The sequence below is a fragment of the Pseudomonas sp. Colony2 genome (assembly GCF_019382755.1).
GTDB lineage: Bacteria > Pseudomonadota > Gammaproteobacteria > Pseudomonadales > Pseudomonadaceae > Aquipseudomonas.
The window spans coordinates 4,313,013-4,336,192 of sequence record NZ_CP080030.1 but is presented as its reverse complement, the minus strand read 5'-3'; the positions used below and the strand labels follow the sequence as shown (position 1 = coordinate 4,336,192).

18 protein-coding genes and 1 pseudogene are annotated in these 23,180 nt (G+C 61.6%); 3 read left to right on the top strand and 16 right to left on the bottom strand.

Going from position 1 to position 23,180, the window contains the following annotated elements; all coding sequences use genetic code 11:
- Positions 1–37 precede the first annotated feature (37 nt).
- The 15 genes and pseudogenes from JV201_RS17115 to JV201_RS17045 form a co-directional block, all read right to left on the bottom strand.
- A pseudogene (locus JV201_RS17115) lies at positions 38–328 on the bottom strand (peptidylprolyl isomerase); the annotation flags it as partial.
- A gap of 27 nt (positions 329–355) precedes the next feature.
- Positions 356–2,893 carry a PAS domain-containing protein gene (locus JV201_RS17110; RefSeq protein ID WP_023658930.1) on the bottom strand — a complete coding sequence of 846 codons (2,538 nt, stop codon included), beginning with the start codon at positions 2,891–2,893 and terminating at the stop codon, positions 356–358.
- Positions 2,894–3,028: 135 nt separating this feature from the next.
- Complete coding sequence (locus JV201_RS17105) at positions 3,029–4,987, bottom strand: acetoacetate--CoA ligase (protein ID WP_177080230.1); 1,959 nt, start codon at positions 4,985–4,987, stop codon at positions 3,029–3,031.
- A gap of 169 nt (positions 4,988–5,156) precedes the next feature.
- A complete protein-coding gene (locus JV201_RS17100) occupies positions 5,157–5,930 on the bottom strand; it encodes a 3-hydroxybutyrate dehydrogenase (RefSeq protein ID WP_008436986.1) in 774 nt (257 codons plus the stop codon).
- A gap of 7 nt (positions 5,931–5,937) precedes the next feature.
- Positions 5,938–7,329, bottom strand: coding sequence for a GntP family permease (locus tag JV201_RS17095; protein ID WP_219405771.1), 1,392 nt, complete (start codon positions 7,327–7,329; stop codon positions 5,938–5,940).
- A 296-nt stretch (positions 7,330–7,625) separates the two neighbouring features.
- On the bottom strand, positions 7,626–9,023 hold the full coding sequence (locus JV201_RS17090; RefSeq protein WP_219405770.1) for a sigma-54-dependent Fis family transcriptional regulator: 1,398 nt from the start codon (positions 9,021–9,023) through the stop codon (positions 7,626–7,628).
- On the bottom strand, positions 9,020–10,591 hold the full coding sequence (locus tag JV201_RS17085) for an ABC transporter ATP-binding protein (RefSeq protein WP_008436992.1): 1,572 nt from the start codon (positions 10,589–10,591) through the stop codon (positions 9,020–9,022). Before JV201_RS17085 ends, JV201_RS17090 begins: the two co-directional genes overlap by 4 nt.
- An 11-nt stretch (positions 10,592–10,602) precedes the next feature.
- Positions 10,603–11,625 (bottom strand): ABC transporter permease, encoded by a 1,023-nt coding sequence (locus tag JV201_RS17080; protein ID WP_003208019.1) that lies wholly within the window; start codon positions 11,623–11,625, stop codon positions 10,603–10,605.
- Positions 11,625–12,686, bottom strand: a complete 1,062-nt coding sequence (locus JV201_RS17075; RefSeq protein WP_003208021.1) for a microcin C ABC transporter permease YejB — start codon at positions 12,684–12,686, stop codon at positions 11,625–11,627. The genes JV201_RS17080 and JV201_RS17075 overlap by 1 nt, the downstream gene beginning before the upstream one ends.
- On the bottom strand, positions 12,686–14,545 hold the full coding sequence (locus JV201_RS17070) for an extracellular solute-binding protein (protein WP_219405769.1): 1,860 nt from the start codon (positions 14,543–14,545) through the stop codon (positions 12,686–12,688). Before JV201_RS17070 ends, JV201_RS17075 begins: the two co-directional genes overlap by 1 nt.
- 140 nt (positions 14,546–14,685) lie before the next feature.
- Positions 14,686–14,967 carry a peptidylprolyl isomerase gene (locus JV201_RS17065; protein WP_003208024.1) on the bottom strand — a complete coding sequence of 94 codons (282 nt, stop codon included), beginning with the start codon at positions 14,965–14,967 and terminating at the stop codon, positions 14,686–14,688.
- Between the two features lie 87 nt (positions 14,968–15,054).
- Positions 15,055–15,912, bottom strand: coding sequence for a response regulator transcription factor (locus tag JV201_RS17060; RefSeq protein WP_102370284.1), 858 nt, complete (start codon positions 15,910–15,912; stop codon positions 15,055–15,057).
- Between the two features lie 56 nt (positions 15,913–15,968).
- On the bottom strand, positions 15,969–17,387 hold the full coding sequence (locus tag JV201_RS17055; protein WP_102369334.1) for an aminotransferase: 1,419 nt from the start codon (positions 17,385–17,387) through the stop codon (positions 15,969–15,971).
- Between the two features lie 25 nt (positions 17,388–17,412).
- Positions 17,413–18,513 (bottom strand): polyamine ABC transporter substrate-binding protein, encoded by a 1,101-nt coding sequence (locus tag JV201_RS17050; RefSeq protein ID WP_177008257.1) that lies wholly within the window; start codon positions 18,511–18,513, stop codon positions 17,413–17,415.
- Positions 18,514–18,617: 104 nt separating this feature from the next.
- Positions 18,618–19,112 (bottom strand): DUF1543 domain-containing protein, encoded by a 495-nt coding sequence (locus tag JV201_RS17045; RefSeq protein ID WP_003208031.1) that lies wholly within the window; start codon positions 19,110–19,112, stop codon positions 18,618–18,620.
- A gap of 108 nt (positions 19,113–19,220) precedes the next feature.
- Here JV201_RS17045 and JV201_RS17040 point away from each other — a divergent pair, with 108 nt between their 5' ends.
- Positions 19,221–20,042 (top strand): aldo/keto reductase, encoded by an 822-nt coding sequence (locus JV201_RS17040; RefSeq protein ID WP_219405768.1) that lies wholly within the window; start codon positions 19,221–19,223, stop codon positions 20,040–20,042.
- Between the two features lie 55 nt (positions 20,043–20,097).
- On the opposite strand, the gene JV201_RS17035 is transcribed toward JV201_RS17040, so the two are convergent.
- Complete coding sequence (locus JV201_RS17035; RefSeq protein ID WP_003208034.1) at positions 20,098–20,613, bottom strand: Hcp family type VI secretion system effector; 516 nt, start codon at positions 20,611–20,613, stop codon at positions 20,098–20,100.
- Between the two features lie 476 nt (positions 20,614–21,089).
- Between JV201_RS17035 and tssA the strand changes: the two genes are divergently transcribed.
- Both tssA and tssB read left to right on the top strand, forming a co-directional pair.
- A complete protein-coding gene (gene tssA / locus JV201_RS17030; RefSeq protein ID WP_219405767.1) occupies positions 21,090–22,643 on the top strand; it encodes a type VI secretion system protein TssA in 1,554 nt (517 codons plus the stop codon).
- A gap of 32 nt (positions 22,644–22,675) precedes the next feature.
- Positions 22,676–23,173, top strand: coding sequence for a type VI secretion system contractile sheath small subunit (gene tssB, locus JV201_RS17025; RefSeq protein WP_219405766.1), 498 nt, complete (start codon positions 22,676–22,678; stop codon positions 23,171–23,173).
- The last annotated feature ends 7 nt before the right edge of the window (positions 23,174–23,180 follow it).

The following is a 23,180-nucleotide window of genomic DNA, read 5'->3' as shown; positions in this document are numbered from 1 at the left end:
GAGGCATTCCCACGCGGAGCGTGGGAACGATCAGCCATCAATCGCGGTAAAACACTTGCACCAGGTGATACCCGAACTTGCTCTTGATCGGCCCATGAACCACCTTCACGGGCTTCTTGAAGATCACCGCATCAATCACCCCCACCATCTGCCCCGGCCGCACTTCACCCAAATCACCGCCGCGCTTGGCGGAAGGGCAGGTGGAGTACTTCTTGGCCAACACATCAAACGCTTCGCCCTTGGCAATACGCTGCTTGAGCTGTTCGGCTTCCTCACTGGTTTTCACCAGAATGTGACGGGCTTGGGCTTTCATTGATCGGTCCTGATGTGAAACAGCGCGCGATTATGCCTGAAGTCAGGCCTCTGAGCTGATCATGCTGCGGATTTTGTTGGCCAGCAGGTCAATCGAAAACGGCTTGGCCACCATGTCCATGCCTTCCTCCAGGAACCCCTGGCGCTCGGCGGCTTTCTCGGCGTAACCGGTCATGAACAGCACCTTCAGGTCCGGCCGGTGTTGCCGGGCGATTTCCGCCAGTTGCCTGCCGTTCATCCCCGGCAAGCCCACATCAGTCACCAGCAAATCCACGCGCAAGTCGGACTCCAGCAACGGCAGCGCCGCCCGTGCATCCGCAGCCTGGTGTGCGGTGTAGCCCAGTTCATCCAGCACATTCACCACCAGCATCCGCACTGCCGGGTCGTCCTCGACCACCACCACGGCTTCGCCTTCCAGCGCCACCGGGGCTTCGCCCTGGGTAGCGGGTGTGGTCCGCTCCAGTGCCGTGCCATGCAGGCGCGGCAGGTACAGGCGCACGCAGGTGCCCTGGCCCGGTTCGCTTTGGATGGTCACGTGGCCGCCGGATTGCTGTGCAAACCCATAGATCATCGACAGCCCAAGCCCGGTACCCTGGCCGATGGGCTTGGTGGTGAAGAACGGGTCGAAGGCCTTGGCGAGGATTTTCGCGGTCATGCCTGCGCCGTTGTCGCTCACGCCGAGCATCACATAGTCGCCGGCCTTGACCGGTTCCAGGGTGGTGATGTCGGTGCCGTCGAGGTAGCTGTTGGCGGTCTCGATGCACAATTGCCCACCGTCGGGCATCGCATCGCGGGCGTTGATCACCAGGTTGAGCAGGGCGTTTTCCAGCTGGCTGGCGTCGGTGTTCACCGGCCACACGTCGGTGCCCAGTTGCACCTTGAGTTCGATGTGCGCGCCCTTGGTGCGGCGGAACAGGTCTTCCAGGGACGCCACCAATTGATTCGGGTCGACCGGCTTGCGGTCCAGGGATTGGCGGCGGGAGAAGGCCAGCAGGCGATGGGTCAGCGCTGCGGCGCGATGGGCCGAGGACACGGCGGCGTCGGTGAAACGGCCGATCTCGTCGCTGCGCCCGGCGGCGATATAGCGTTGCATCAGGTCCAGGCTGCCGATGATCCCGGTGAGCATGTTGTTGAAGTCATGGGCGATGCCGCCGGTGAGCTGGCCGACCGCTTCCATCTTCTGGGCATGGCGCAGGGCGTCTTCGGCACGCTCGCGCTCGAACATCTCGTTTTGCAGGCGCTGGTTGGCTTCGGCCAGGGCCTGGGTGCGCTGGCTGACGCGCTCTTCGAGGTTTTCGTTGAGGTGGCGCAGGGCCTCTTCGGTCAGTTTGCGCTCGGTCTCGTCGATCACAAAAATATAGAAACCGTTGACTGAACCGTCAGCGCTGAAACGCGGCAGGTACTTCATCAGCGCGTGGCGTGGCCGCCCGTCATGGTGCGGGGTGACGGTGACGAAACTGCAGGCCTTGCCCTTGAGCGCCGCCTCGATCTTGTCGACGCGCCCGGCATAGATTTCGTCGCCCACGACTTCGCGGATGCTCTTGCCGTACAACTCCTGCGGGGTCATGCCGTACCATTCCAGATAGGCACTGTTGTTCAGGCGAAAACGCTGCTCGTGGTCGACATAACCGATCAACACCGGCATGGCGTTGATGATCAGTTGCAGCTCGGTCTGGCTTTGGCGCAGGGCCTGTTCGGTGTGCTTGCGCTCGGTCAGGTCGAGGGCGGCGCCGAGAAAACGCGCCGGTCGGCCATGGTGGTCCTTGTAGCAGCGGCCCCGGGCAAACACCCAGCGCACTTCGCCGTCGGCGCGCTGCAGGCGGTATTCCTCGGCGTACTCGGTGCCGTGGGTGATGCAGTGCTTGATGCTGCGGGCCACCATGCCACGGTCTTCGGGGTGCACGCCTTGCAGGTAGTCGCTGATGGGCAGCAGGTCGGCGTCGCACGGGTCAACACCGTGCAGTTGGGCGAAATGAGCGTCGGCGATAAAGCGGTCTTCGCCGATATCCCAGTCCCAGGTGCCCACGGCATCGGTGGCGGCCAGGGCCAACTGCAGGCGCTGCTCGGTGTTGCGCTGGGCCTTGAGGCTGTTTTCGGTGCGCTGCTGCAGTTCCAGGGCGATGCGCCGGCGCTCGTTGGTTTCGATGGCGGTAATCAGGATCCCGGCGACCTCGCCACGCTCGTCGCGGATCGGGCTGTAGGTCAGGTCGAGCCAGATCTCGGTGTCGCGGTCGTTGCGCTGCAGGACGAAACGCTGCTCGGTGAAGGTGCGCACCTGGCCCATGAGGACGGCGCTGTAGATCGGGTCGGTAAACGGCTTGAGCTCAGGCCAGATCAGGTCAGCCGGTTGGCCGAAGGCGGCCGGGTGCTTGTTGCCGGCCAGCATCGCGAAGCCATCGTTGTAGATCTGGGTGAGTTCGGCGCCCCACAGCAACAGCATCGGCATCGGTGAATGGATCACGATGTCGACGGCGGTACGGAGACTTTGCGGCCAATCAATGGCGTCACCGAGGGGGCTTCGTGCCCAGTCCAGCCGCGCAATCAGTGCTGCGGCCTCGCTGCCGGTGGGTGATACGTTCATGAAAATGCCCTGCGCGTAACGCTTGAAGAATGACAAAAGCCGATTATCCCGTGAGGAGTGATCGGCTTTCCACCCTCGAAAAATAGCATGCTTGAGGGGTTTGTCTTCAAATGAGTGCTTAAAGGCTAAAACGTTTCATCTTTCTGCCAGCTCCCGGCGATCACGAAATTGCTCCAGCGCCTCGGGGTTGGCCAGTGCGTCAGTGTTCTTGACCGCCTCGCCATGCACCACGTTGCGCACCGCCAGCTCGACGATCTTGCCGCTGATGGTGCGCGGGATATCCGTCACCGCGAGGATCTTCGCCGGCACGTGGCGCGGCGTGGTGTTGGCGCGGATCACCTGGCGGATCTGCTGCTCCAGGCCGTCGTCCAGTTCGATGCCATCGTTGAGGCGCACAAACAGCACCACCCGCACGTCATCCTGCCAGCGTTGGCCGATGGCCAGGCTTTCCAGGACCTGAGGCACTTTTTCCACCTGGCGATAGATCTCTGCGGTGCCGATGCGCACGCCGCCGGGGTTGAGCACGGCGTCCGAGCGGCCATGGATCAGCAGGCTGCCGTTGGGCCGCTGTTCGGCGTAGTCACCCTGGGCCCACACGCCGGGGAACTGGCTGAAATACGAAGCCCGCAGTTTTTCCTGGTGCGGGTCATTCCACAGGCCGATGGGCATTGCCGGGAAGTGCCGGGTGCACACCAGTTCGCCTTTTTCGCCCACCAGCGGGTGGCCCTGGTCGTCCCACACTTCGATAGCCATTGCCAGGCTCTTGCACTGCATCTCGCCACGGCGCACCGGCAGCACCGGGTTGCCGATCACGAAGCAGGACACGATGTCGGTGCCGCCCGACATCGACGACAGGCACAGCTCGGGCTTGATCTCGCGGTACACGTAGTCGTAGCTCTGGGGCGACAGCGGCGAGCCGGTAGAAATCAGGCCCTTGAGGCTGCCCAGGTCATGGCTCAGCCGCGGTTGCAGCCCGGCTTTCTCCAGGGTGGCGAGGAACTTGGGGCTGGTGCCGAACACGCTGATTTTTTCCTGGTCGATCAGGTCCATCAGGCGTTCCGGCCCGGGGTGAAACGGCGAGCCGTCATACAGCACCGCCGTGGCGCCGATGGCCAGTACCGACACCAGCCAGTTCCACATCATCCAGCCGCAGGTGGTGTAGTAGAACAGGCAGTCGTCCCGCGACAGGTCGGCGTGCAGGCCGTGTTCCTTGAGGTGGGTGAGCAGCACGCCGCCGGTGCCGTGGATGATGCACTTGGGCACGCCGGTAGTGCCGCTGGAATAGAGGATGTACAGCGGATGATCGAAGGGCACGGCGACGAAATCGGGCTCACCGCCGGGGCTGTAGAAGTCGTCCCAGAGTGCGACGTGGGCCCGGGTCTGATAATCCTCGGGCCGGGCTTGCGGGCGGGCATACGGCACGATGATCAATTGTTGCAGGGACGGCAGCCGTTCGAGGATTTCATTGAGCTTGCTGCTTTGGTCGATGACCTTGCCGGCGTAGCGGTAACCGGCGCAGGTGATCAGCACCTTGGGTTCGATCTGGCCGAAGCGGTCGATCACGCCCTGGGTGCCGAAGTCCGGCGAGGAGCACGACCAGATGGCGCCGAGGCTGGTGGTGGCGAGCATGCCCACCAGGGTTTGCCAGGTGTTGGGCATGCACGCGGCCACCCGGTCCCCCACGCCCACGCCGGCCGCCCGCAGGCTGCGCTGCAGGCCGGCGACATGGCGGGCCAGTTCGGCGTAGGTCAGTTGCTCGCGTTGGCCGTCTTCGCTGATCGCGACCACGGCGGGGTGATCGTCGCGGCGGCGCAGCAGGTGTTCGGCAAAGTTCAGGGTAGCGCCGGGAAACCACTGGGCGCTGGGCATCTCGGCGTCTTCGATCAGTACCGCGCTGGGCGGCGTGCGGAACTGCACCTCAAAAAACTCGACAATCGACTGCCAGAAGTCCGGGCGCTGGTCGATGCTCCACTGGTGCAGGGCCGGGTAGTCGCTGATCTGCAAGGCATGGCGATCATTGATGAAGCGCCGGAACTGATCCATCCGGGTGTTGTGGATGCGTTCGGGGGAGGGTTGCCAGAGTATTTCGGACATAAGGAAATCTCTTTTTTATTATCTGATCTATCTAACGACACCGATCAAAATGTGGGAGCGGGCTTGCTCGCGAATGCGGTGGGTCAGTTCCAGATGTGTTAACTGATACACCGCATTCGCGAGCAAGCCCGCTCCCACATTTGAGCTGCGGTGTCTTGGGAATCGTCGTTTACTGGGCCAGCCAGCCACCGTCGATATTCCACGCCGCGCCCCGCACCTGGCTGCCGGCTTCGCTGCACAGGAACAGCACCAGCTCCCCCAATTGCGGCGGTGTCACGAACTCCAGCGACGGCTGCTTCTCCGCCAGCAAATCCTGCTGCGCCTGCTGCGGGTCAACCCCGCTGGCAATGCGGTCATCAATCTGCTTCTGCACCAGCGGCGTCAGCACCCAGCCCGGGCAGATGGCATTGCAGGTGACATTACTCTGGGCGGTTTCCAGGCCCACCACCTTGGTCAGCCCGATCACCCCGTGCTTGGCAGCGACGTAAGCCGCCTTGCCCACCGAACCCACCAGCCCATGCACCGAGGCGATATTGACGATCCGCCCCCAACCCTTGGCTTTCATGCCCGGCAGGCTCAACCGCGTGCTGTGGAACACCGACGACAGGTTGATCGCAATGATCGAATCCCAGCGCTCCACCGGGAATTCATCCACCGGCGCCACATGCTGGATCCCGGCGTTGTTCACCAGAATGTCGATGCCGCCAAACTCGCGCTCGGCGTAGGCGATCATCTCGGCGATCTGCGCCGGGTCGCTGACGTCAGCCGGATGATGCCCGACCTTGCCGCCGAAGGCCTGCACCTGGGCGATCACCGCGCTGGCGTCGCCAAAGCCGTTGAGGATCAGGTTGGCGCCGGCCTTGGCCAGGCTCAGGGCAATGCCCAGGCCGATGCCGCTGGTGGAACCGGTGACCAGGGCGGTCTTGCCGTTCAATGTCGTCATATCAACCTCACACAATGCCGGTGGCGTAGAAAGTACCAATCACCACGAACACCGCGAGGGTCTTGAWGATCGTSATGCCGAAAATGTCTTTATAGGCYTSGCGGTGRGTCAGSCCGGTGACCGCCAGCARSGTGATSACSGCGCCGTTGTGGGGCAGGGTGTCCATGCCGCCGCTGGCCATGGCCGCGACCCGATGCAGTACTTCAAGGGGGATATTGGCCGCATGGGCCGCTGAAATAAAGCTCTCCGACATGGCCGCCAGCGCGATGCTCATGCCGCCCGAGGCGGAACCGGTGATGCCGGCCAGCAGGGTCACGGTAATCGCTTCGTTGACTAGTGGGTTGGGAATGCCCTTGAGCCAGTCCGCCAGCACCAGGAAGCCCGGCAGCGAGGCGATCACCGCACCAAAACCGTATTCCGAAGCGGTGTTCATCGCCGCCAGCAGCGCGCCGCTGACGGCACTCTTGCTGCCCTCGGCGAGCTTGCTGCGAATCGCCGAGAAGCCGAACACCAGCACCACGATAATCCCCACCAGCAACGCCGCCTGCACCGCCCAGATTGCCGTGAGCTTGGCGACTTCGGTCTGCACCGGCGCGCTCATGCCCGGCAGGCTGAGGGTGTGGGTCTTGCCGTACCACAGCGGAATCCAGTGGGTGAACAGCAGGTTCATGATGCCCACCAGCAACAGCGGCGACAGCGCGATCCAAGGATTGGGCAGCTTGATGTCTTCGGCGGTTTCCGGCTCGTTGCGCAGCTCGGTCCCATAGCCTTCACCGGCGCGCTGGGCCTTGTTGCGCTGGCGGGCCAGGTACAGCATGCCGGCGCAGAACACGAAGATCGTGCCGATCAGCCCCAGCCACGGCGCGGCCCAGGCGGTGGTGTTGAAGAAGGTGCTGGGGATGATGTTCTGGATCTGCGGCGTGCCGGGCAGGGCGTCCATGGTGAACGAGAACGCGCCGAGGGCGATGGTCGCCGGCAGCAGGCGCTTGGGRATRTTGCTYTGGCGGAACATYTCSGCGGCAAACGGRTACACCGCRAACACCACCACGAACAGCGAMACRCCGCCGTAGGTSAGCAGSGCRCASACCAGCACRATCACCAGCATSGCCTGGCKGSTGCCGAGCAMCTGGATCGCGGCGGCGACGATGGAGCGCGAGAAGCCGGAGATTTCAATCAGCTTGCCGAACACCGCGCCGAGCAGGAATACCGGGAAATACAGCTTGAGGAAGCCGACCATTTTCTCCATGAACACCCCGGTGAACGCGGGAGCGACGGCGGAAGGGTCGGTGAGCAGCACGGCGCCGAGGGCGGCGATGGGGGCGAACAGGATGACGCTGTAGCCACGGTAGGCGGCCAGCATCAGCAGCGCCAGGGCCGCTAGGGCAATGATCACACTCATGGTGTGTCTCCATCTGATTGTTATTTTTGTGGGGGTGAGGCGGTGGGGAGGGGCTATAGCGAGATGTGTGCCAAGTTATTAACCTGTTGAAATATATAGAGAAATTCTTGATCTGTGAGAGTGTTCTCAAGTTTTGTCCCGAATTTGAGACTGTTGGAGATCAAATGTGGGAGCGGGCTTGCTCGCGAATGCGGTGTATCAGGCAGTAATTCAGGCACTGACACACCGCATTCGCGAGCAAGCCCGCTCCCACATTGGATTTTCTCTGTATTTGGAATTGTGTCTCTTTTTGGAGACTAGGCGATGCCCAGGGCAACCATTTTCTTATACAAGGTCGACCGACCCAGCCCCAGCCGCTTCGCCGCCTCCACCACATTCCCCTCACAGTGCTTCAACGCCGCCCCAATCACCTGCCGATCAAACCGCTCCCGGGCCGCGCTGAAACTCTCGCCCTCAACGGTCTCTACCGAACTCTGCTCAACCGGGCTGAACGTACCAATCGCCGCGCGAATTTCACTGGCATCCAGCACCAGGTCATCACTCAACAGTGCCGCCCGCTCCAGCACATTGCGCAGCTCGCGGATATTCCCCGGCCACGCATGCTGCGCCAATAACGCCAAGGCCTCGCGGTCCAGCTCATGCTGGCTGCGCAACTCCTCCAGAATCGCCTCGCTCAACGCCGGCAAATCATCCAGCCGCTCGCGCAACGGCGGCACCTGGATCGGCAGCACATTCAGCCGGTAATACAGGTCCGCCCGAAACTCGCCGCGCTTGATTGCCGCTTCCAGGTCCATGGACGTGGCCGCAATCACCCGCACATCACTGTGGATCATCTCGTTGGAGCCCACCGGCTCGAACTCTTTCTCCTGCAACACCCGCAGCAATTTGCTTTGCAGTGGTAGCGGCATGTCGCCGATCTCATCGAGAAACAGCGTGCCGCCCTGGGCAATCTGCAACTTGCCGGGGCGGCCCTTGCGGTCGGCACCGGTAAATGCGCCGGGCGCGGTGCCGAAGAATTCCGCCTCCAGCAAATCATGCGGGATGGCTGCGCTGTTGATGCTGACGAAAGCTTTATGGGCGCGAGGCGATGCACCATGAATCGCCTGGGCCAGCAGCTCCTTGCCGGTCCCGGTTTCCCCCAGCAGCAACACTGGCGACTCCGCGCTCGCACTGCGCCGCGCCCGACGTTTGACTTCCAGGCTGGCCGCGCTGGTGCCGATAAAGTGCGCGAAGTTGTATTTACTCTGCCGCGACCTCAGCAGCGACCGAGTGGAAGCCAGTTCCTGCTGCATGCTCAGGTAACGCTCGATCAACGGCGACAGGTTGCGCAGCTCATCAAACAACGCAAACCCGATGGCGCCGATCACCTTGCCGGCGTCGTCATGGATCGGCAGGCGCATCACCACCAGCGGGCCTTTGGGCGTGTCCTGGATATCCAGCAATATCGGCTGGTCGTTACGCACCACCTGGCGCAACAGGCTGTTGGAAATCACCTGCTCGCAGGGTTGCCCGATGGCTTCGTCGGCGCTTTTCAGGCCGAAGCGCTTGGCGTAGCGCTCGTTCATCCAGACGATGTTCGCGTCACCGTCGACAATCACCGTGCCTTCGCTGGACTGCTCGATGATCTCGAACAGCGACTGGATCGCCAGGCCGCGAACGTATTGGTAATCCTTGAGGCTGCCAGTGGTGCTCATGGGTGCGCCGCCGCGAGGAGTTCCCGGGTGTAAGGGTGTTGAGGCGCGGCAAACACTTCATCGCTGGGCCCGCGTTCCACCACCTTGCCGTCCTTGATCACGATCATGTCGTGGGCCAGGGCCCGCACCACCGCCAGGTCATGGCTGATAAACAGGTACGTCAGGCCGTACTTTTCCTGCAGCTCAAGCAGCAGGGCGACCACCTGTTTCTGCACGGTACGGTCCAGTGCAGAAGTGGGTTCGTCCAGCAGGATCAGCGCCGGCTTGAGCACCAGCGCACGGGCGATGGCGATGCGTTGGCGCTGGCCGCCGGAGAATTCATGGGGGTAGCGATGGCGGCTGGCAGGGTCCAGGCCCACGTCTTCCAGCACGCGAATCACTTGGGCTTCGCGGTCCTTGAGGCTGCACGGCGCATGCACTTCCAGGCCTTCGCTGATGATCTGCGCCACCGACATCCGCGGGCTGAGGCTGCCGAACGGGTCCTGGAACACCACCTGCATCTGCTTGCGCCACGGTTGCATCTGCTTTTGCGTCAGGCCGTCGAGGGCCTCGCCCTGGAAGCGAATCGCGCCGCTGGAATCCAGCAGCCGCAGAATCGCCTGGCCCAGGGTGGATTTGCCCGAGCCGGACTCGCCGACAATCCCCAGTGTCTTGCCGCGCTGTACCTCCAGGCTGATGCCGTCCACCGCTTGCAGGTACTGCTTGCGCCGGAACAGTCCGCCGCCCAGCGGGAACTGCACACTCAGGTTATCCACCTGCAACACCGTCTCCCGCGCCTCGTGATTCAAGACGATGCCTGCCGGTTCAGCATCCAGCAGCAGGCGGCTGTAAGGGTGCTGCGGGGCGCAGAACAGGGTTTCGCAATCCGCCTGTTCGACAATCTCCCCGGCCTTCATCACGCACACCCGCTGGGCAATGCTGCGCACCAGGTTGAGGTCGTGGCTGATCAGCAGCAGCGACATGCCCAGGCGTTGTTGCAGTGACTTGAGCAGCAGCAGGATCTTGCGCTGCACCGTCACATCCAGTGCAGTCGTCGGCTCATCGGCAATCAGCAGTTCTGGCTCACAGGCCAGGGCCATGGCGATCATCACCCGCTGGCGCTGGCCGCCGGAGAGTTGGTGGGGGTAGGCCTTGAGGCGTTCCCGGGGTTTCTGGATGCCCACCAGTTCGAGCAATTCGAGGATCCGCGCCTGGGCCTGTTTGCCGCCCAGGCCCTTGTGCAACAGCAGGGTTTCGCCGATCTGCTTCTCGATGCTGTGCAGCGGATTCAGGGACGTCATCGGCTCCTGGAAGATCATCGCAATCCGGTTGCCCCGCAGTTTTTGCAGGGTGGCGGGCGAGGCGCCGAGCAGTTCCTGGCCGCGATAGCGCACCGAGCCGGTGGTTTCGGTGCCGGCTTCGGGCAGCAGTTGCAGGATCGAATGGGCGGTCACCGATTTGCCCGAACCCGACTCGCCCACCAGCGCCAGGCACTCGCCGGGGCGCACGTCCAGGCACAGCTTGCGCACCACGGTCTGGCCGTTGAAGGCGACACTCAGGTCGCGAATCTCGATCAGGTTTTCAGTCATCTCAACGGCCTTCATGAGCGTGGGTCGAAGGCGTCACGCAACGCCTCGCCGATAAACACCAGCAACGACAGGATCAGCGCCAGGGTGAAAAACGCGGTCAACCCCAGCCACGGCGCTTGCAGGTTCTGCTTGCCCTGGGCGATCAGCTCACCCAATGACGCGCTGCCGGCGGGCATGCCGAAACCGAGGAAATCCAGGGCGCTCAGGGTAGAAATCGCCCCGGTCAAAATGAACGGCAGGTAGCTCAGGGTCGCGGTCATCGCGTTCGGCAGGATATGCCGGCGGATGATCTTGCCGTCCCCCAGGCCCAACGCCCGCGCGGCCTTGACGTACTCCAGGTTGCGCCCCCGCAGGAACTCGGCGCGCACCACGTCCACCAGGGCCAGCCAGGAAAACAGTGCCATGATCCCCAGCAGCCACCAGAAATTCGGTTCGACAAAGCCTGACAGGATGATCAGCAGGTACAGCACCGGCAGCCCGGACCACACTTCCAATATTCGTTGCCCGAGCAAGTCGACCCAGCCGCCGTAATATCCCTGCAACGCACCCGCCGCGATGCCGATGGCGGCGCTGATGGCCGTGAGGGCCAGGGCAAACAGGATCGACACCCGGGCGCCGAAGATCACCCGCGCCAGCACGTCGCGGGATTGGTCATCGGTGCCCAGCCAGTTCACGCTGGAAGGCGGGCTGGGGGCAGGGCGGGTCAGTTCATAGTTGGGGGTGTCGTCGCTGAACGGGATTGGCGGGAACAGCATCCAGCCGCCGTCCTTCTTGATCAGGTTCTGCACGTATTCACTGCGGTAATCCGCCTGGAACGGCAGTTGCCCGCCGAACTCCTGCTCGGTGTAGCGCTTGAACACCGGGAAATACAGTTCGTTCTGGTAGCTGAGCACCAGGGGTTTGTCATTGGCGATCAACTCGCCGCCGAGGGTCAGGATAAACAGGCCGATAAACAGCCACAGCGACCACCAGCCGCGGCGGTTTTTCTTGAAGCGTTCAAAGCGCCGACGGGCCACGGGAGAGAGCTTGAGCATCAGGCGTTCCTCGCGGCGAAGTCGATACGCGGGTCCACCAGGGTGTAGCAGAGGTCACCGATAAGTTTTATCAAGAGGCCAAACAGCGTGAAGATAAACAACGAACCGAACACCACCGGATAATCCCGTGAAACCGCAGCTTCGTAGCTCATGCGACCGAGGCCGTCGAGGGAGAAGATCACCTCGATCAGCAGCGAACCGGCAAAGAACACCGCGATAAATGCCTGGGGAATCCCCGAGATCACCAGCAGCATGGCATTGCGGAACACATGCCCGTAAAGCACCCGGCGTTCACTCAAGCCTTTGGCCCGGGCGGTGACCACGTACTGGCGGGTGATTTCATTGAGGAACGAGTTTTTCGTGAGGATGGTCAAGGTGGCGAAGCCGCCGATCACCAGGGCGCTGACCGGCAGTACCAAGTGCCAGAAGTAATCGGCGATCTTGCCGACGGTGCTCAACTGGTCAAAGTTTTCCGAGACCAGCCCGCGCACCGGAAACCAGTTCAACGAAGTACCGCCGGCGAAGACCACGATCAGGAACATCGCAAACAGAAACGCCGGCATCGCATACCCAATCACGATCGCGGTGCTGCTCCACACATCAAAACTGCTGCCATGGCGCACCGCCTTGCGAATCCCCAGCGGGATCGACACCAGGTAGGTGATCAACGTGGCCCACAGGCCGAGGGAAATGGTCACCGGCATCTTTTCGAGGATCAGGTCGGTCACGCTTTTGCCACGGAAGAAGCTGTTGCCGAAGTCCAGCTGGGCGTAGCTCTTGAGCATCAGCCACAGGCGTTCCGGCGCGGGTTTGTCGAAGCCGTATTGTTTTTCGATGTCCTTGATCAGTTTCGGGTCCAGGCCACGGCTGGCCCGGGAGCCGCTGCTGAGGCTTTCGGCAGACGAGCCGCCGACGCCACCGCCACCGATGCCTTGCAGGTGGGCAATGGCCTGTTCCACCGGCCCGCCGGGCGCGGCCTGCACGATAACGAAGTTCACCAGCAGGATAATCACCAGGGTGGGAATGATCAGCAGCAAGCGCCGCACGATATAGGCAAACATCAGCGGGCTCCCGGGCGTTTGGTCAGTTCGGCTTTCATCTGCTCGTTAGTGAGCGGTGTGGGGCTGATTTCCCACCAGGTTTCCAGGGCCTCATCGGTCTTGGCTTCCACGGCCGGGCGGCCGAAGCGGTTCCACCACGCGGCGGAGGTGCCCGGCGGGTAGTAGTTGGGGATCCACAGGTAATTCCATTGCAGCACGCGGTCCAGGGCGTGGGCGTAACTGAGCATCAGCGACTGGGTATCGGCCTTGACCAGGCCGTTGATCAGGCTGTCGACGGCCGGGTCTTTCAGCACCATGTAGTTGTTGGCGCCGGTATCAAACGCGGCGGCCGAACCGAAGTAGTTGTACAGCTCCATCCCCGGCGAGGTGGTAACCGGGAAGCCGGTGACGATCATGTCGTAGTCCCGGGCCATCAGGCGGTTGACGTATTGCGAGGAGTCAATGCGGCGGATGTTGAGGGTGATGCCGATCTGCGCCAGGTTGCGCTTGTACGGCAACAACAGGCGCTCAAGGCCGTTCTGGGCGTTGAGGAAGGTGAACTCCAGCGGCTCGCCCTCGGCATTCACCAGCTTGTCACCGTCGGGCTTCCAGCCGGCCTGTTCCAGCAGGGCCAGGGCTTGCAGCTGCTTGTCGCGGATCATCCCGGTGCCGTCAGTGGTGGGGGCCTTGAACACCTGGGTGAAGACTTCGTCGGGAATCTGCCCGCGCAAAGGTTCCAGGATCGCCAGTTCCTGGGCATCCGGCAGTTGGGTCGCCGCCAGCGGGCTGTTGGAGAAGAAGCTTTGCTGACGGATGTACATGTTGCGCATCATCTGCCGGTTGGCCCACTCGAAGTCCCACAGCATGGCCAGGGCCTGGCGCACGCGGCGGTCCTTGAACATCGGTTTTTGCACGTTGAATACGTAGCCCTGGGCCGGCTGCGGTGCCTCCTTGGCCAGGTGCGCGCGTTGCAGGCGGCCATCATCGAGGGCCGGGCCGTTGTAGCCGATGGAGTAGCCGGTGGCGGAGAATTCGCGGTTGAAGTCGTAGGCACCGCCCCGCAGGACCTGGCGCGCCACTTCGGTGTCGCCGAAATATTCCAGGCTCAGGTGATCGAAGTTGTACAGGCCGCGGCTGATGGGCAGGTCTTTGCCCCACCAGTTCGGGTCACGCTTGAACGTGATGGTGTTGCCGGCATCCACCTTACTGATGGTGTAGGGGCCGCTGCCGAGGGGAATCTCGTAGCCGCCGCCGTCGGCGAAGTTGCGGGTCTTCCACCAATGTTCGGGGAACACCGGCAGGGTCGCGACATCCAGGGGCAGGGTGCGGTTTTCATTGCTTGCGAAATCGAAGCGCACCTGGCGCGGGCCTTCGACTTCGACGTGTTTGACGTCGGCGAACAGCGTGCGGTAGCGCAGGCTGCCCTGGGTCATCAGCAGGTCAAAGGAGTAACGCACGTCTTCGGCGGTGATCGGTTGGCCATCGGCGAAGCGCGCCTTGGGGTTCAGGTAGAAACGCAGGGACAGACCGTCATCTGACCGCTCCATCTTTTCCGCCACCAGGCCGTAGACCGTGTAGGGTTCGTCCAGCGAACGCAGGGCCAGGGGCGAATACAGCCAGCCATCGACCTGGCTGACCCCGATGCCTTTGTCGACATAAGGCAGTACATGGTCGTAGCGCCCGATTTCGATCGCCGAACGCCGCAGGCTGCCGCCCTTGGGGGCATTGGGGTTGGCGTAGTCGAAATGGGTGAAGCCGGGTTGGTATTTGGCCGGCTCGCCGTACACGGTCAATGCCGATTGCGGCGCGGCGATCACGGCGGTGCTGGCCAGCAACAGGGCCAGGGTGGAGCAAAACAGGGTAGAAAAAGCGACTCGCATTATCAGCCTTGGGCGCCGGGTGAAGAGGTAAAGGGATTTGTACGCTATGCGCGTACGCCTCGCCAGTCATCACACTGTCACAGATGCACAACGGCCCACCAAAGGGCGGGCCGTTGTTTTAAACATTAGCGCGGACTGGATCAGTCCTGACGGCTGGTTACTTCCAGCAGGTGATAACCGAACTGGGTTTTCACTGGGCCTTGCACGGTGTTGACCGGGGCGCTGAATACGACGGTGTCGAATTCCTTGACCATTTGGCCCGGGCCGAACGAACCCAGGTCGCCGCCTTGACGGCTGGACGGGCAGGACGAGTTGGCTTTGGCTACTTCGGCGAAGTCGGCGCCGCCTTCGATTTGCGCTTTCAGTTCGTTGCACTTGTCTTCGGTGGCAACGAGGATGTGACGGGCGGTGGCTTTGGCCATGAGGGGTATCTCCTTGGGTAAAAATGCTGAGCGTACCGGATTCAGGTGGTTATTTCCTGGCAAAGTTCCCCCGGGTTGCCTGGACGGTCAGGATCGGGCCATTACGCCGCTGTGGGTCAGCCAATCGATAAACAGCGCAAACAGCTCCGCCTGGGAGTTGATTTCAAGCTTGGTATACAAATGCTTGCGGTGCATGCGCACGGTTTCCGGGGAAATGCCCAGCACCTGCGCGGTGGATTTCACCGAGTGCCCACGCAATATCAGATGGGCGATTTCCCGTTCGCGCACGGTCAATACGCCGCTGCCAAAATGCATGAACGCCGCTTCAATCTGCTGATGCACCTGGGTCTGGGTGAAGGCCTCGTCGCTGATCACCTTGCACAGCCCGCCCGTGGTGCCGAAGCGGCGTAGCAGTTCGCGCACGATGGGTTGGGCGGTTCGTTGCAGTGCCAGTTGTTCGTCGCTGAACTGGCCGGCACTCAGCCCCTGGAACATGCACAACGAAATCTTGCTGTTGGGGCACAGGTCGACGATGTAGTAGCTCTCCTGGGCGCCGCCGCTGCGCAGGTAGTAGGTTTTGTAGTACTCGCTGTTGAAGAAATCGTCCGGGGCGATCTGCGCCAGGTGGTAGAAACCTTCGGCCAGGCCCTTGTCTACCGCGAGGCAGAACGGGTCCAGCAGGTAGCCCCGGGAGAAGTAACGGTTGATGATCTCTTCGTAGTGCGGCCGGGGGATGCCTTGCTGGTAGAGCAAGTGTGGCGCCTGGCCCTGGCGCTCCAGGCTGATCATCATCGATTCGATAGGGGTCAGCGCACTGAGGGCGCAGGCCAGGTGTTCAAGGAATGACGCTTCGTCGACGCTGGCGAAGGCGTGGGCCAACGCACCATTCCAGGCGTCAAGCACCTGGAAGGACGGGGCAGGGCAGTGATCGGCATGCTCGTTCATGCCGGCCAGTCTACCCGCCGGCCAGGGCCCCGGCAAAAGCACCGGGGCGCCCAGGCTCATCGGCCTTGATACTCGCCGCTCTGGCGCAGCTCTTCGGCGGTGTCGAGGATGCACTGGCGCAGGATTTCCACCACTTGATCCACCTGGGCATGGGTGATGATCAGCGGCGGCGACATCACATTCAGGTGGCCAATGGGCCGTACCAGCAAGCCTTTCGCCTGGGCCCGCAGGTGGATCTTCTCGCCGATGTTCACCGCGTCCGGCAGCAGCGCCTTGGTGTGTTTGTCGGCGACGAACTCAATGCAGGCCATCAGCCGCTGGCAGCGCACGTCGCCCACCAGCGGCAGATTGGCCAGGGTTTGCAGGCGCTGTTCGAGGTACACGCCGACGTCTTCGACATGGGCCAGCAGGTTTTCCCGCTCGATGATCTCGATGTTCTTCAGCGCCGCCACGCAACTCACCGGGTGGCCGCTGTAGGTGAACCCGTGGGTAAAGCAGCGGCCCTTGCCCGGCTCGCCGATCACTTGCCAGATGCGGTCCGAGAAAATACACGCGCCCAACGGCAGGTAGCCGGACGTCAGGCCCTTGGCGGTGGTGATGATGTCCGGTTGCATGTCGAACACTTCCTGGGAGGCGAAGAATTTTCCCAGCCGGCCGAAGGACGTCACCACTTCATCCGCCACGTAGAGCAGGTCATAACGTTGGCAGACTTCCCACATGCGCCGGTGGTAACCCTTGGGCGGAATGATCACGCCGCCCGAGCCCATGATCGGTTCGGCAAAGAACGCGGCCACTTTGTCGGCGCCGATGGTCAGGATCTTGTCTTCGAACTCATCCACCAGGAAATCGAGGAACTGCGCCTCGCTCATGCCCTGCGGCGCCCGGTAGTAGTTGGGGCACGAAATGTGGTGGAACAAGTCGCTCATGAAATCGAATTCCGGCGCGCGGTCGGCGGCCTTGTTGCCGATGGACATCGTGAGGAACGTCGAGCCGTGATACGCACTGAAGCGCGAGATGATGTGTTTCTTCTCATGCTTGCCGCGACTGTTCTGATAGAACTGTACCAGGCGGTAGGCAGTATCGACGGCGGTGGAGCCGCCGGTGGTCAGGAACACATGATCAAGATCGCCGGGAGCCAGGCTGGCAAGCTTGGCGCACAGTTCGATGGCGGTGACGTTGGCCATGTCGCAGAACGGGTTGGAGTACGCAAGCTGGCGAACCTGGTTGGCGATGGCGTCTGCCATTTCCTCGCGGCCCAGGCCGATATTCGTACACCACATGCCGCCGACCGCATCCAGGTAGCGGTTGCCGGCGGTGTCGTAGATGTAGGCGCCGTCACCCGCCGCGATATTCAGTGAGCCTTGTTCACGGTGTTCGTCGAACATATGAAAACCGTGCATGTAATGGGCCTTGTCGGCGGCGTCCAGTTGGTCGTGGTCGAACTGGGCGAAAAAGTCAGGATTTGGCAGGGTCATGGCGTTTACCTTCAATGGCTGGGTTTCACTTGCCGGTCTTCACGGCATTCCAGGTACGGGTGATCAGGCGCACGGCGGCTTGGGACTGGCTTTTCTGGGTGAACAAGCGCTGCATCGTCGCCGGGTCCGGGTAGATGGCCGGGTTGTCGCGTATATCGGCATTTACAAAGGGCTTGGAGGCCAGGTTGCTGTTGGCGTAGTGAATGGTGTTGCTGACGCCGGCGATCACTTGCGGTTGCAGGAGGAACTCGATGAACTTGTGGGCATTCGCCACATGGGGTGCGTCGGCCGGGATGTAGAAGTTATCGAACCAGATCAGCGAGCCTTCCCTGGGGATGAAGTAACCCAGGTTGACCTTGGCCCCGGCTTCCGCCGCCCGGGCCTGGGACGTGGCGTAGTCGCCGGACCAGGTGGTGGCCATGCATAGCTCGCCATTGGCCAGGCCGTTGATAAAACCGCTGGAGTCGAATTTGCGGATGTACGGGCGCACGGCCATCAGCACGTCCTGAGCGGCCTTGAGGTCTTTGGGCGCCACGCTGTTGGGGTCCAGGCCGAGGTAGGTCAGGGCCAGCGGGATCATGTCGGTAGGGGAGTCCATGAAGGTGATGCCACAGTCGGCGAAGCGCGAAACGATCTTGGGATCGAAGATCATCGCCAGTGAGCCGATGGGCGCATCTGGCATGCGTTCCTTGATCTTGTCGATGTTGTAGGTCACGCCATTGCTGCCCCAGGTGTAAGGCGCGGAATAGGTCACGCCCGGATCATGGGTTTCCAGGCTTTTCAGCACTTGCGGGTCGAGGTTGTTCCAGTCCGGCAGCAGCGCTTTGTTGAGGGGCTGGAAGGCCTTGGCCTTGATCAGCAGCGGCACCAGGGACGCGTTGAGCACCACCAGGTCATAGCCCGAACGCCCGGACAGCAGCTTGCCCTGCACGGTCTCGTAGGAATCGTAGGTGTCGTAGATCACCTTGATGCCGGTGGCTTTCTCGAAGTCGGCGAGGGTGTGTTCCCCGATGTAATCGGCCCAGTTGTAGATGCGCAAGGTGTTGCCCGGGTCGTCAGCGGCCTGGCTGACGGACGTTGATGCAAGCAAGACAGCGCTGAACAGGGCGATAACGGCTTTATGCATGGCGAACCCACCTTGATGTTGTGCTTGTTGTCAGGCCGAGGGGCTGATTGCACTTTCAGGCAGGTGGCGGGTGGGGCGCCATACCCTATTCGGGTAGGAGGCGGTCAGGGCAGTACGATGTAGTCGTTTCGCGTGATGACCGGGCGGTGTACGCCGGGTTCCAGGTGGATGTAGCGCCCGTCTACCAGGTCGATGGGCAGGCAGTCGTCGATATCCAGTACGCCATCGGTGTGGGATTGCGTCCAGTGCGTGAGCATCTGCTGTTTGCCTTGGGCTGCCGCCTCCCTGGCCGTGCGCGCAACCACCAGCAGGTAGTGGTGTGCCTCGCCAAAGACGTTCGATTCATACCCGCCCAGGTTGATGAAGTACAGGCGCGGCGCCCCGGCGTTCGGCGCCAGGTGGCTGAGCTGGACTTTCCAGCCGTCAACGCCATCCACCGTCATCCAGGAGTCGATATGCACACCTTTCTGGCTGCCAAACCAGCCCTCGCGCAGTTGCGGGTAGGCGGCTTCCAGGGTGTCGGCGACGGCGAACACCACATCATGCACTTCGATTTTCGCCCGGGGGTGCTTACCCCCCAACATGACCACAAACAGCATTGCATGCCCTTTCTATGGCTGGGATGGAAAGGGCCACCTTCCTTCGATTGAACCCTTTTGTCCAGTCGGTGCCACACTGTTAATTCGCAAATTCATCAGGAGGTTGTCATGCGCACCATTGATCTGGCCGGCGTACCCGTCCCTGTCATCGGCCAGGGGACCTGGCGCATGGGCGAGGATCCCGGCAAGCGCAGCGCCGAAGTGGCCGCGTTGCAACTGGGTATCGATGAGGGCATGACCCTGATCGATACCGCTGAAATGTATGGCGAAGGCGGTGCCGAAGAAGTCGTCGGCGAGGCGATTCGCGGCAAGCGCGACCAGGTGTTCCTGGTCAGCAAGGTGTACCCGCACAATGCCAGCCACAAGGGCATTCCACGTGCATGTGAGGCCAGCCTCCAGCGCCTGGGCACCGACTACATTGATCTGTATCTGTTGCATTGGCGTGGGCAATACCCCCTTGAAGAAACGGTAGAAGCCTTCGAGCGCTTGCGTGAGGCAGGCAAGATCGGTCGTTGGGGTGTGTCCAACTTTGATGTGGCAGACCTGCAGGAGCTGGCTTCCCCGGCCTGTGCCACCAATCAGGTGCTCTACAACATCGAGGAGCGCGGCATCGAGTTCGACCTGCTGCCATGGTGGCAGCAACACAATTTACCCTTGATGGCCTACTGTCCCATCGCCCAGGGTGGCGAGCTGTTGGCCAGCCCGACCCTCAAGCAAATTGCCCGTCGCCACGAGGTCACACCCGCCCAGGTTTCCCTGGCCTGGGTCTTGCGCCAGGACAGGGTGATCGCGATTCCCAAGGCTGTTACGCCAGAGCATGTCCGGCTCAATGCCGCAGCGGCGAAGCTGGTGCTGGATGAGCACGACCTGGACGCGATTGACCGGGTTTTTGGGGCGCCGAAGCGCAAGCATCCGCTGGCGATGGTCTAGTGGCCGACAGAAACGGTGCCGTCCATGGCGATGCCGTTTCTGTTTCGGTGGCTGCTTAGCCGGCTACCGGGCTGCGCCAGTCATCAGAGCCAGAGGTACCGGAGACCTCATGGGTCCAGACGATTTTCCGGTAAGTGAAATACACATCCTCCAGATGCGTGAAGTGTGCGTTGTTCGGGTCCTGGCAATTGGGCATCCGTGACTGGATGTCCACCAGGATCGCGTCTTCCAACTCGATGGTGAAGTAGTGTTCCTGGGTTCCGGCTGAAGAGGTTCGGTACCACTCAAGGCGGCACTTGACCATTTCCCCGGAGGTCAATGCGCTGAACAGCAATGGCGACGATTTATCGAATACCTTGCTGATCATCAGGGGCTTGTGCACACGCTGGCCGGTGGGCTGGCCGGATTGCGGGTCACGGGGAATGATCACCTGATGCTGGAATGCTTCCACCAGGATCTGGTCTTCATGGCCTTCCTGGTAAATGTTGCCGACCGAGTCCTGGGTGAACGTGCCTGCCGTGATCAAGCCTTGCTTGGTGCCGGTGATGGATAGATACGCGGGTGTTGGCATGACGGTTTTCCTTGCCTGATAAATGAGGTCGTCCCGGCCGACGGACTTGCCGGCCGGGTAATGCTCGATATCAAGAAGCGTGCCGGAAAGTTCGAGCGTCAATGAAAGCAGGGGGTTAAGGTTTTATTGGTTTTAATTTTGAACGGCATTAAAGGTTTTAATTCGATTTAGTTGTATTTGTTTGCGCAGGGGTGTGCAGTTAGTTGCTCATGTTGATGGGCGTTGTTATTCGCAGAGTTCACCTCATTCATGATGATGCCTGGCGCCTTGGCTGCGCAAATTCTTGCGCGTCGGCGATTTTTCTATTCTTGTAGGAAACTCCTTAACTGCTATTTGGTGGCTTGAACAATGCTTTTTGCATGGATAAGGTTCGTGCTCTTCTCGTAGGGAAGGCAAACTTTAATCAATGTCCTGATGTGCGCTTGAATGGCCATTAGTTCACTGAACATGCTCAGGAAAGTAAAGTGCGGCCCATAATGGTTTACTCAGACAGGCTTTCCGATTATTACCTCGAACTTGCGCAGGCACCCAACTCGAAAACGAGTTATGCGGGGGCCGATATGCGTTTTTCGACCGAGTATGAGGCGCTTGAAACTGAACTGGGCAAGGCGCACTCCATTCACGGAAACAGTCAGCCTGACTGGCAATGGGTCGTGGAAAAAAGCGAGGCGCTGTTACGCCACCAGTCCAAGGACTTGCGGGTCGCTGTCTGGTTGACCTGGGCCTTGCATCAGCGCGAGTCCTTCCCCGGGCTACTCGCAGGCCTCGGATTGCTGCGCTACCTCTGTGAGCATCATTGGGCGGTCGTTTATCCGGGCAAGCTGCGTACCCGCAGTGCCGCCTTTGGCTGGCTGGTCCCGCGCCTCGAGCAGGTGCTTGCACAACCTGTTTCGCTCAAGGATCAGCGGCCCTTGTTCCACTGCATGCTCGAACACCTGGCGCGGCTGGACGAGTTGTGGACCGAACACCTTCTCGAAGATGCGCCACTGTTACTGCCGGTTCGCAGGCAGCTGTCGGACCGATTGCAACAGTCCACCGAAAGCGAACCTCCAGCAGGCGGTAGCACAGGGGTGATCGCCCATATCAAGCAGGTCGCGACTCAGTTGATGGCGCCCGAGCCCATTGTGGAAAACGAAAAGGACGCCCACAAGCTGCTGCGCACGCTGCAGGAACATGCCCGGCCCTTGTCGGCCTGGTGGCAGCGCCAGAATGCCACTGACCTGCGCGCACTGCGTCTGAACCGAACGTTGACCTGGCTGACGATCACCAGTCTTCCGGACTGTGACAGCGAACAGGTAACGCCTTTGCGCGGGCCGGCGCCCGACAAGCTCAAGCGGTACCAGGAGCGCTTTGCCCAAGGGCAGCATACCGACCTGCTGCTGGAGCTTGAGGGCAGCCTGGCCGGAGCACCTTTCTGGTTCGACGGCTTGTACCGGGTGTGGGAGTGCCTGCAGGCACTCCAGGCCGACCTGGCCATGACCGAGCTGGAAGTGCACTTCGCGCTGTTGCTCCAGCGTTTGCCGGGGCTTGCACAGCTGCGCTTCCACGACGGAACACCCTTCGCCGACGACGTCACCCGTGGCTGGATCAACACCCAGGTTGCCCGCCATTTGCAAGCCCCGGTTCCACTCAGGTCGGCACCTGATGCCCCGGCTGCGCCTTGGGACAAAGCGTTGCACGACGTCATGCCCGTGCTGCGCAAGGACGGGTTCAAGGTGGCTGTGCGGTCCCTCAAGCAGGGCATGCAAACCGCAACAGGTGATCGTGCCCGGTTTCATTGGCGGCTTGGCCTGGCCAGGTTGTGTTTGCTGGCAGGCAAGCATGACCTGGCCAAAGTCCAGCTCGATCACCTGGACCACGAGCTGCAGCACTCAGGCCTGCAGCGCTGGGAGCCCGAGCTGGTGGTTGAAGTGCTGCAGCTCTTGCATGGCTGCTGTGACGTATTGCCCCAAAGCCATTCCGTGCGTGAGCGCAAGGAAGATGTCCATCGCAGGCTGTGCCACTTCGATCTCGAAGCGGTACTTGAATAGGCTTTCGAGCCCCCCGAAAAAGGAGAAACACCATGGCGAAAGAAGGTTCGGTAGCCCCCAGGGAACGCATCAATATCACGTTCAAACCCGCCGTCGGCACTGCGCAGGAAGAGGTCGAGCTGCCGTTGAAATTGCTGGTGCTTGGTGACTTCACCCAGCGTGAAGACCTGCGCAAGCTCGAAGACCGCAAGCCCGTCGGCATCGACAAGAACAGCCTCGACGAGGTGCTGGCCAAGCAGGCCTTGGGCCTGGCCTTGAGCGTCCCCAACCGGCTGCAGGATTCAGTCGAACCTGATGAGTTGGCGATCCGGGTCAGGATCAATTCGATGAAGGACTTCAATCCTGCACAGCTGGTTGAGCAGATACCCGAGCTGAAAAAGCTCATGGACCTGCGCGATGCACTTGTGGCGCTCAAGGGGCCGCTGGGCAACACGCCGAGCTTTCGAAAGGCCATTGAAAATGCCCTCGCCGATGACGATTCGCGCAAGCGGGTATTGGCTGAATTGGGGCTGGACAGCTCCGCCGTATGACTCTCTC

Coding starts and splice junctions, on each gene's coding strand:
- JV201_RS17045 (WP_003208031.1), bottom strand. CDS start 19,112: ATGCTGTTTGTGGTCATGTTGGGGGGTAAGCACCCCCGGGCGAAAATC.
- JV201_RS17040 (WP_219405768.1), top strand. CDS start 19,221: ATGCGCACCATTGATCTGGCCGGCGTACCCGTCCCTGTCATCGGCCAG.
- JV201_RS17090 (WP_219405770.1), bottom strand. CDS start 9,023: ATGAGCACCACTGGCAGCCTCAAGGATTACCAATACGTTCGCGGCCTG.
- JV201_RS17060 (WP_102370284.1), bottom strand. CDS start 15,912: ATGAACGAGCATGCCGATCACTGCCCTGCCCCGTCCTTCCAGGTGCTT.
- tssB (WP_219405766.1), top strand. CDS start 22,676: ATGGCGAAAGAAGGTTCGGTAGCCCCCAGGGAACGCATCAATATCACG.
- JV201_RS17035 (WP_003208034.1), bottom strand. CDS start 20,613: ATGCCAACACCCGCGTATCTATCCATCACCGGCACCAAGCAAGGCTTG.
- JV201_RS17080 (WP_003208019.1), bottom strand. CDS start 11,625: ATGCTCAAGCTCTCTCCCGTGGCCCGTCGGCGCTTTGAACGCTTCAAG.
- JV201_RS17070 (WP_219405769.1), bottom strand. CDS start 14,545: ATGCGAGTCGCTTTTTCTACCCTGTTTTGCTCCACCCTGGCCCTGTTG.
- JV201_RS17050 (WP_177008257.1), bottom strand. CDS start 18,513: ATGCATAAAGCCGTTATCGCCCTGTTCAGCGCTGTCTTGCTTGCATCA.
- JV201_RS17085 (WP_008436992.1), bottom strand. CDS start 10,591: ATGACTGAAAACCTGATCGAGATTCGCGACCTGAGTGTCGCCTTCAAC.
- JV201_RS17105 (WP_177080230.1), bottom strand. CDS start 4,987: ATGTCCGAAATACTCTGGCAACCCTCCCCCGAACGCATCCACAACACC.
- tssA (WP_219405767.1), top strand. CDS start 21,090: ATGGTTTACTCAGACAGGCTTTCCGATTATTACCTCGAACTTGCGCAG.
- JV201_RS17075 (WP_003208021.1), bottom strand. CDS start 12,686: ATGTTTGCCTATATCGTGCGGCGCTTGCTGCTGATCATTCCCACCCTG.
- JV201_RS17065 (WP_003208024.1), bottom strand. CDS start 14,967: ATGGCCAAAGCCACCGCCCGTCACATCCTCGTTGCCACCGAAGACAAG.
- JV201_RS17110 (WP_023658930.1), bottom strand. CDS start 2,893: ATGAACGTATCACCCACCGGCAGCGAGGCCGCAGCACTGATTGCGCGG.
- JV201_RS17055 (WP_102369334.1), bottom strand. CDS start 17,387: ATGACCCTGCCAAATCCTGACTTTTTCGCCCAGTTCGACCACGACCAA.
- JV201_RS17100 (WP_008436986.1), bottom strand. CDS start 5,930: ATGACGACATTGAACGGCAAGACCGCCCTGGTCACCGGTTCCACCAGC.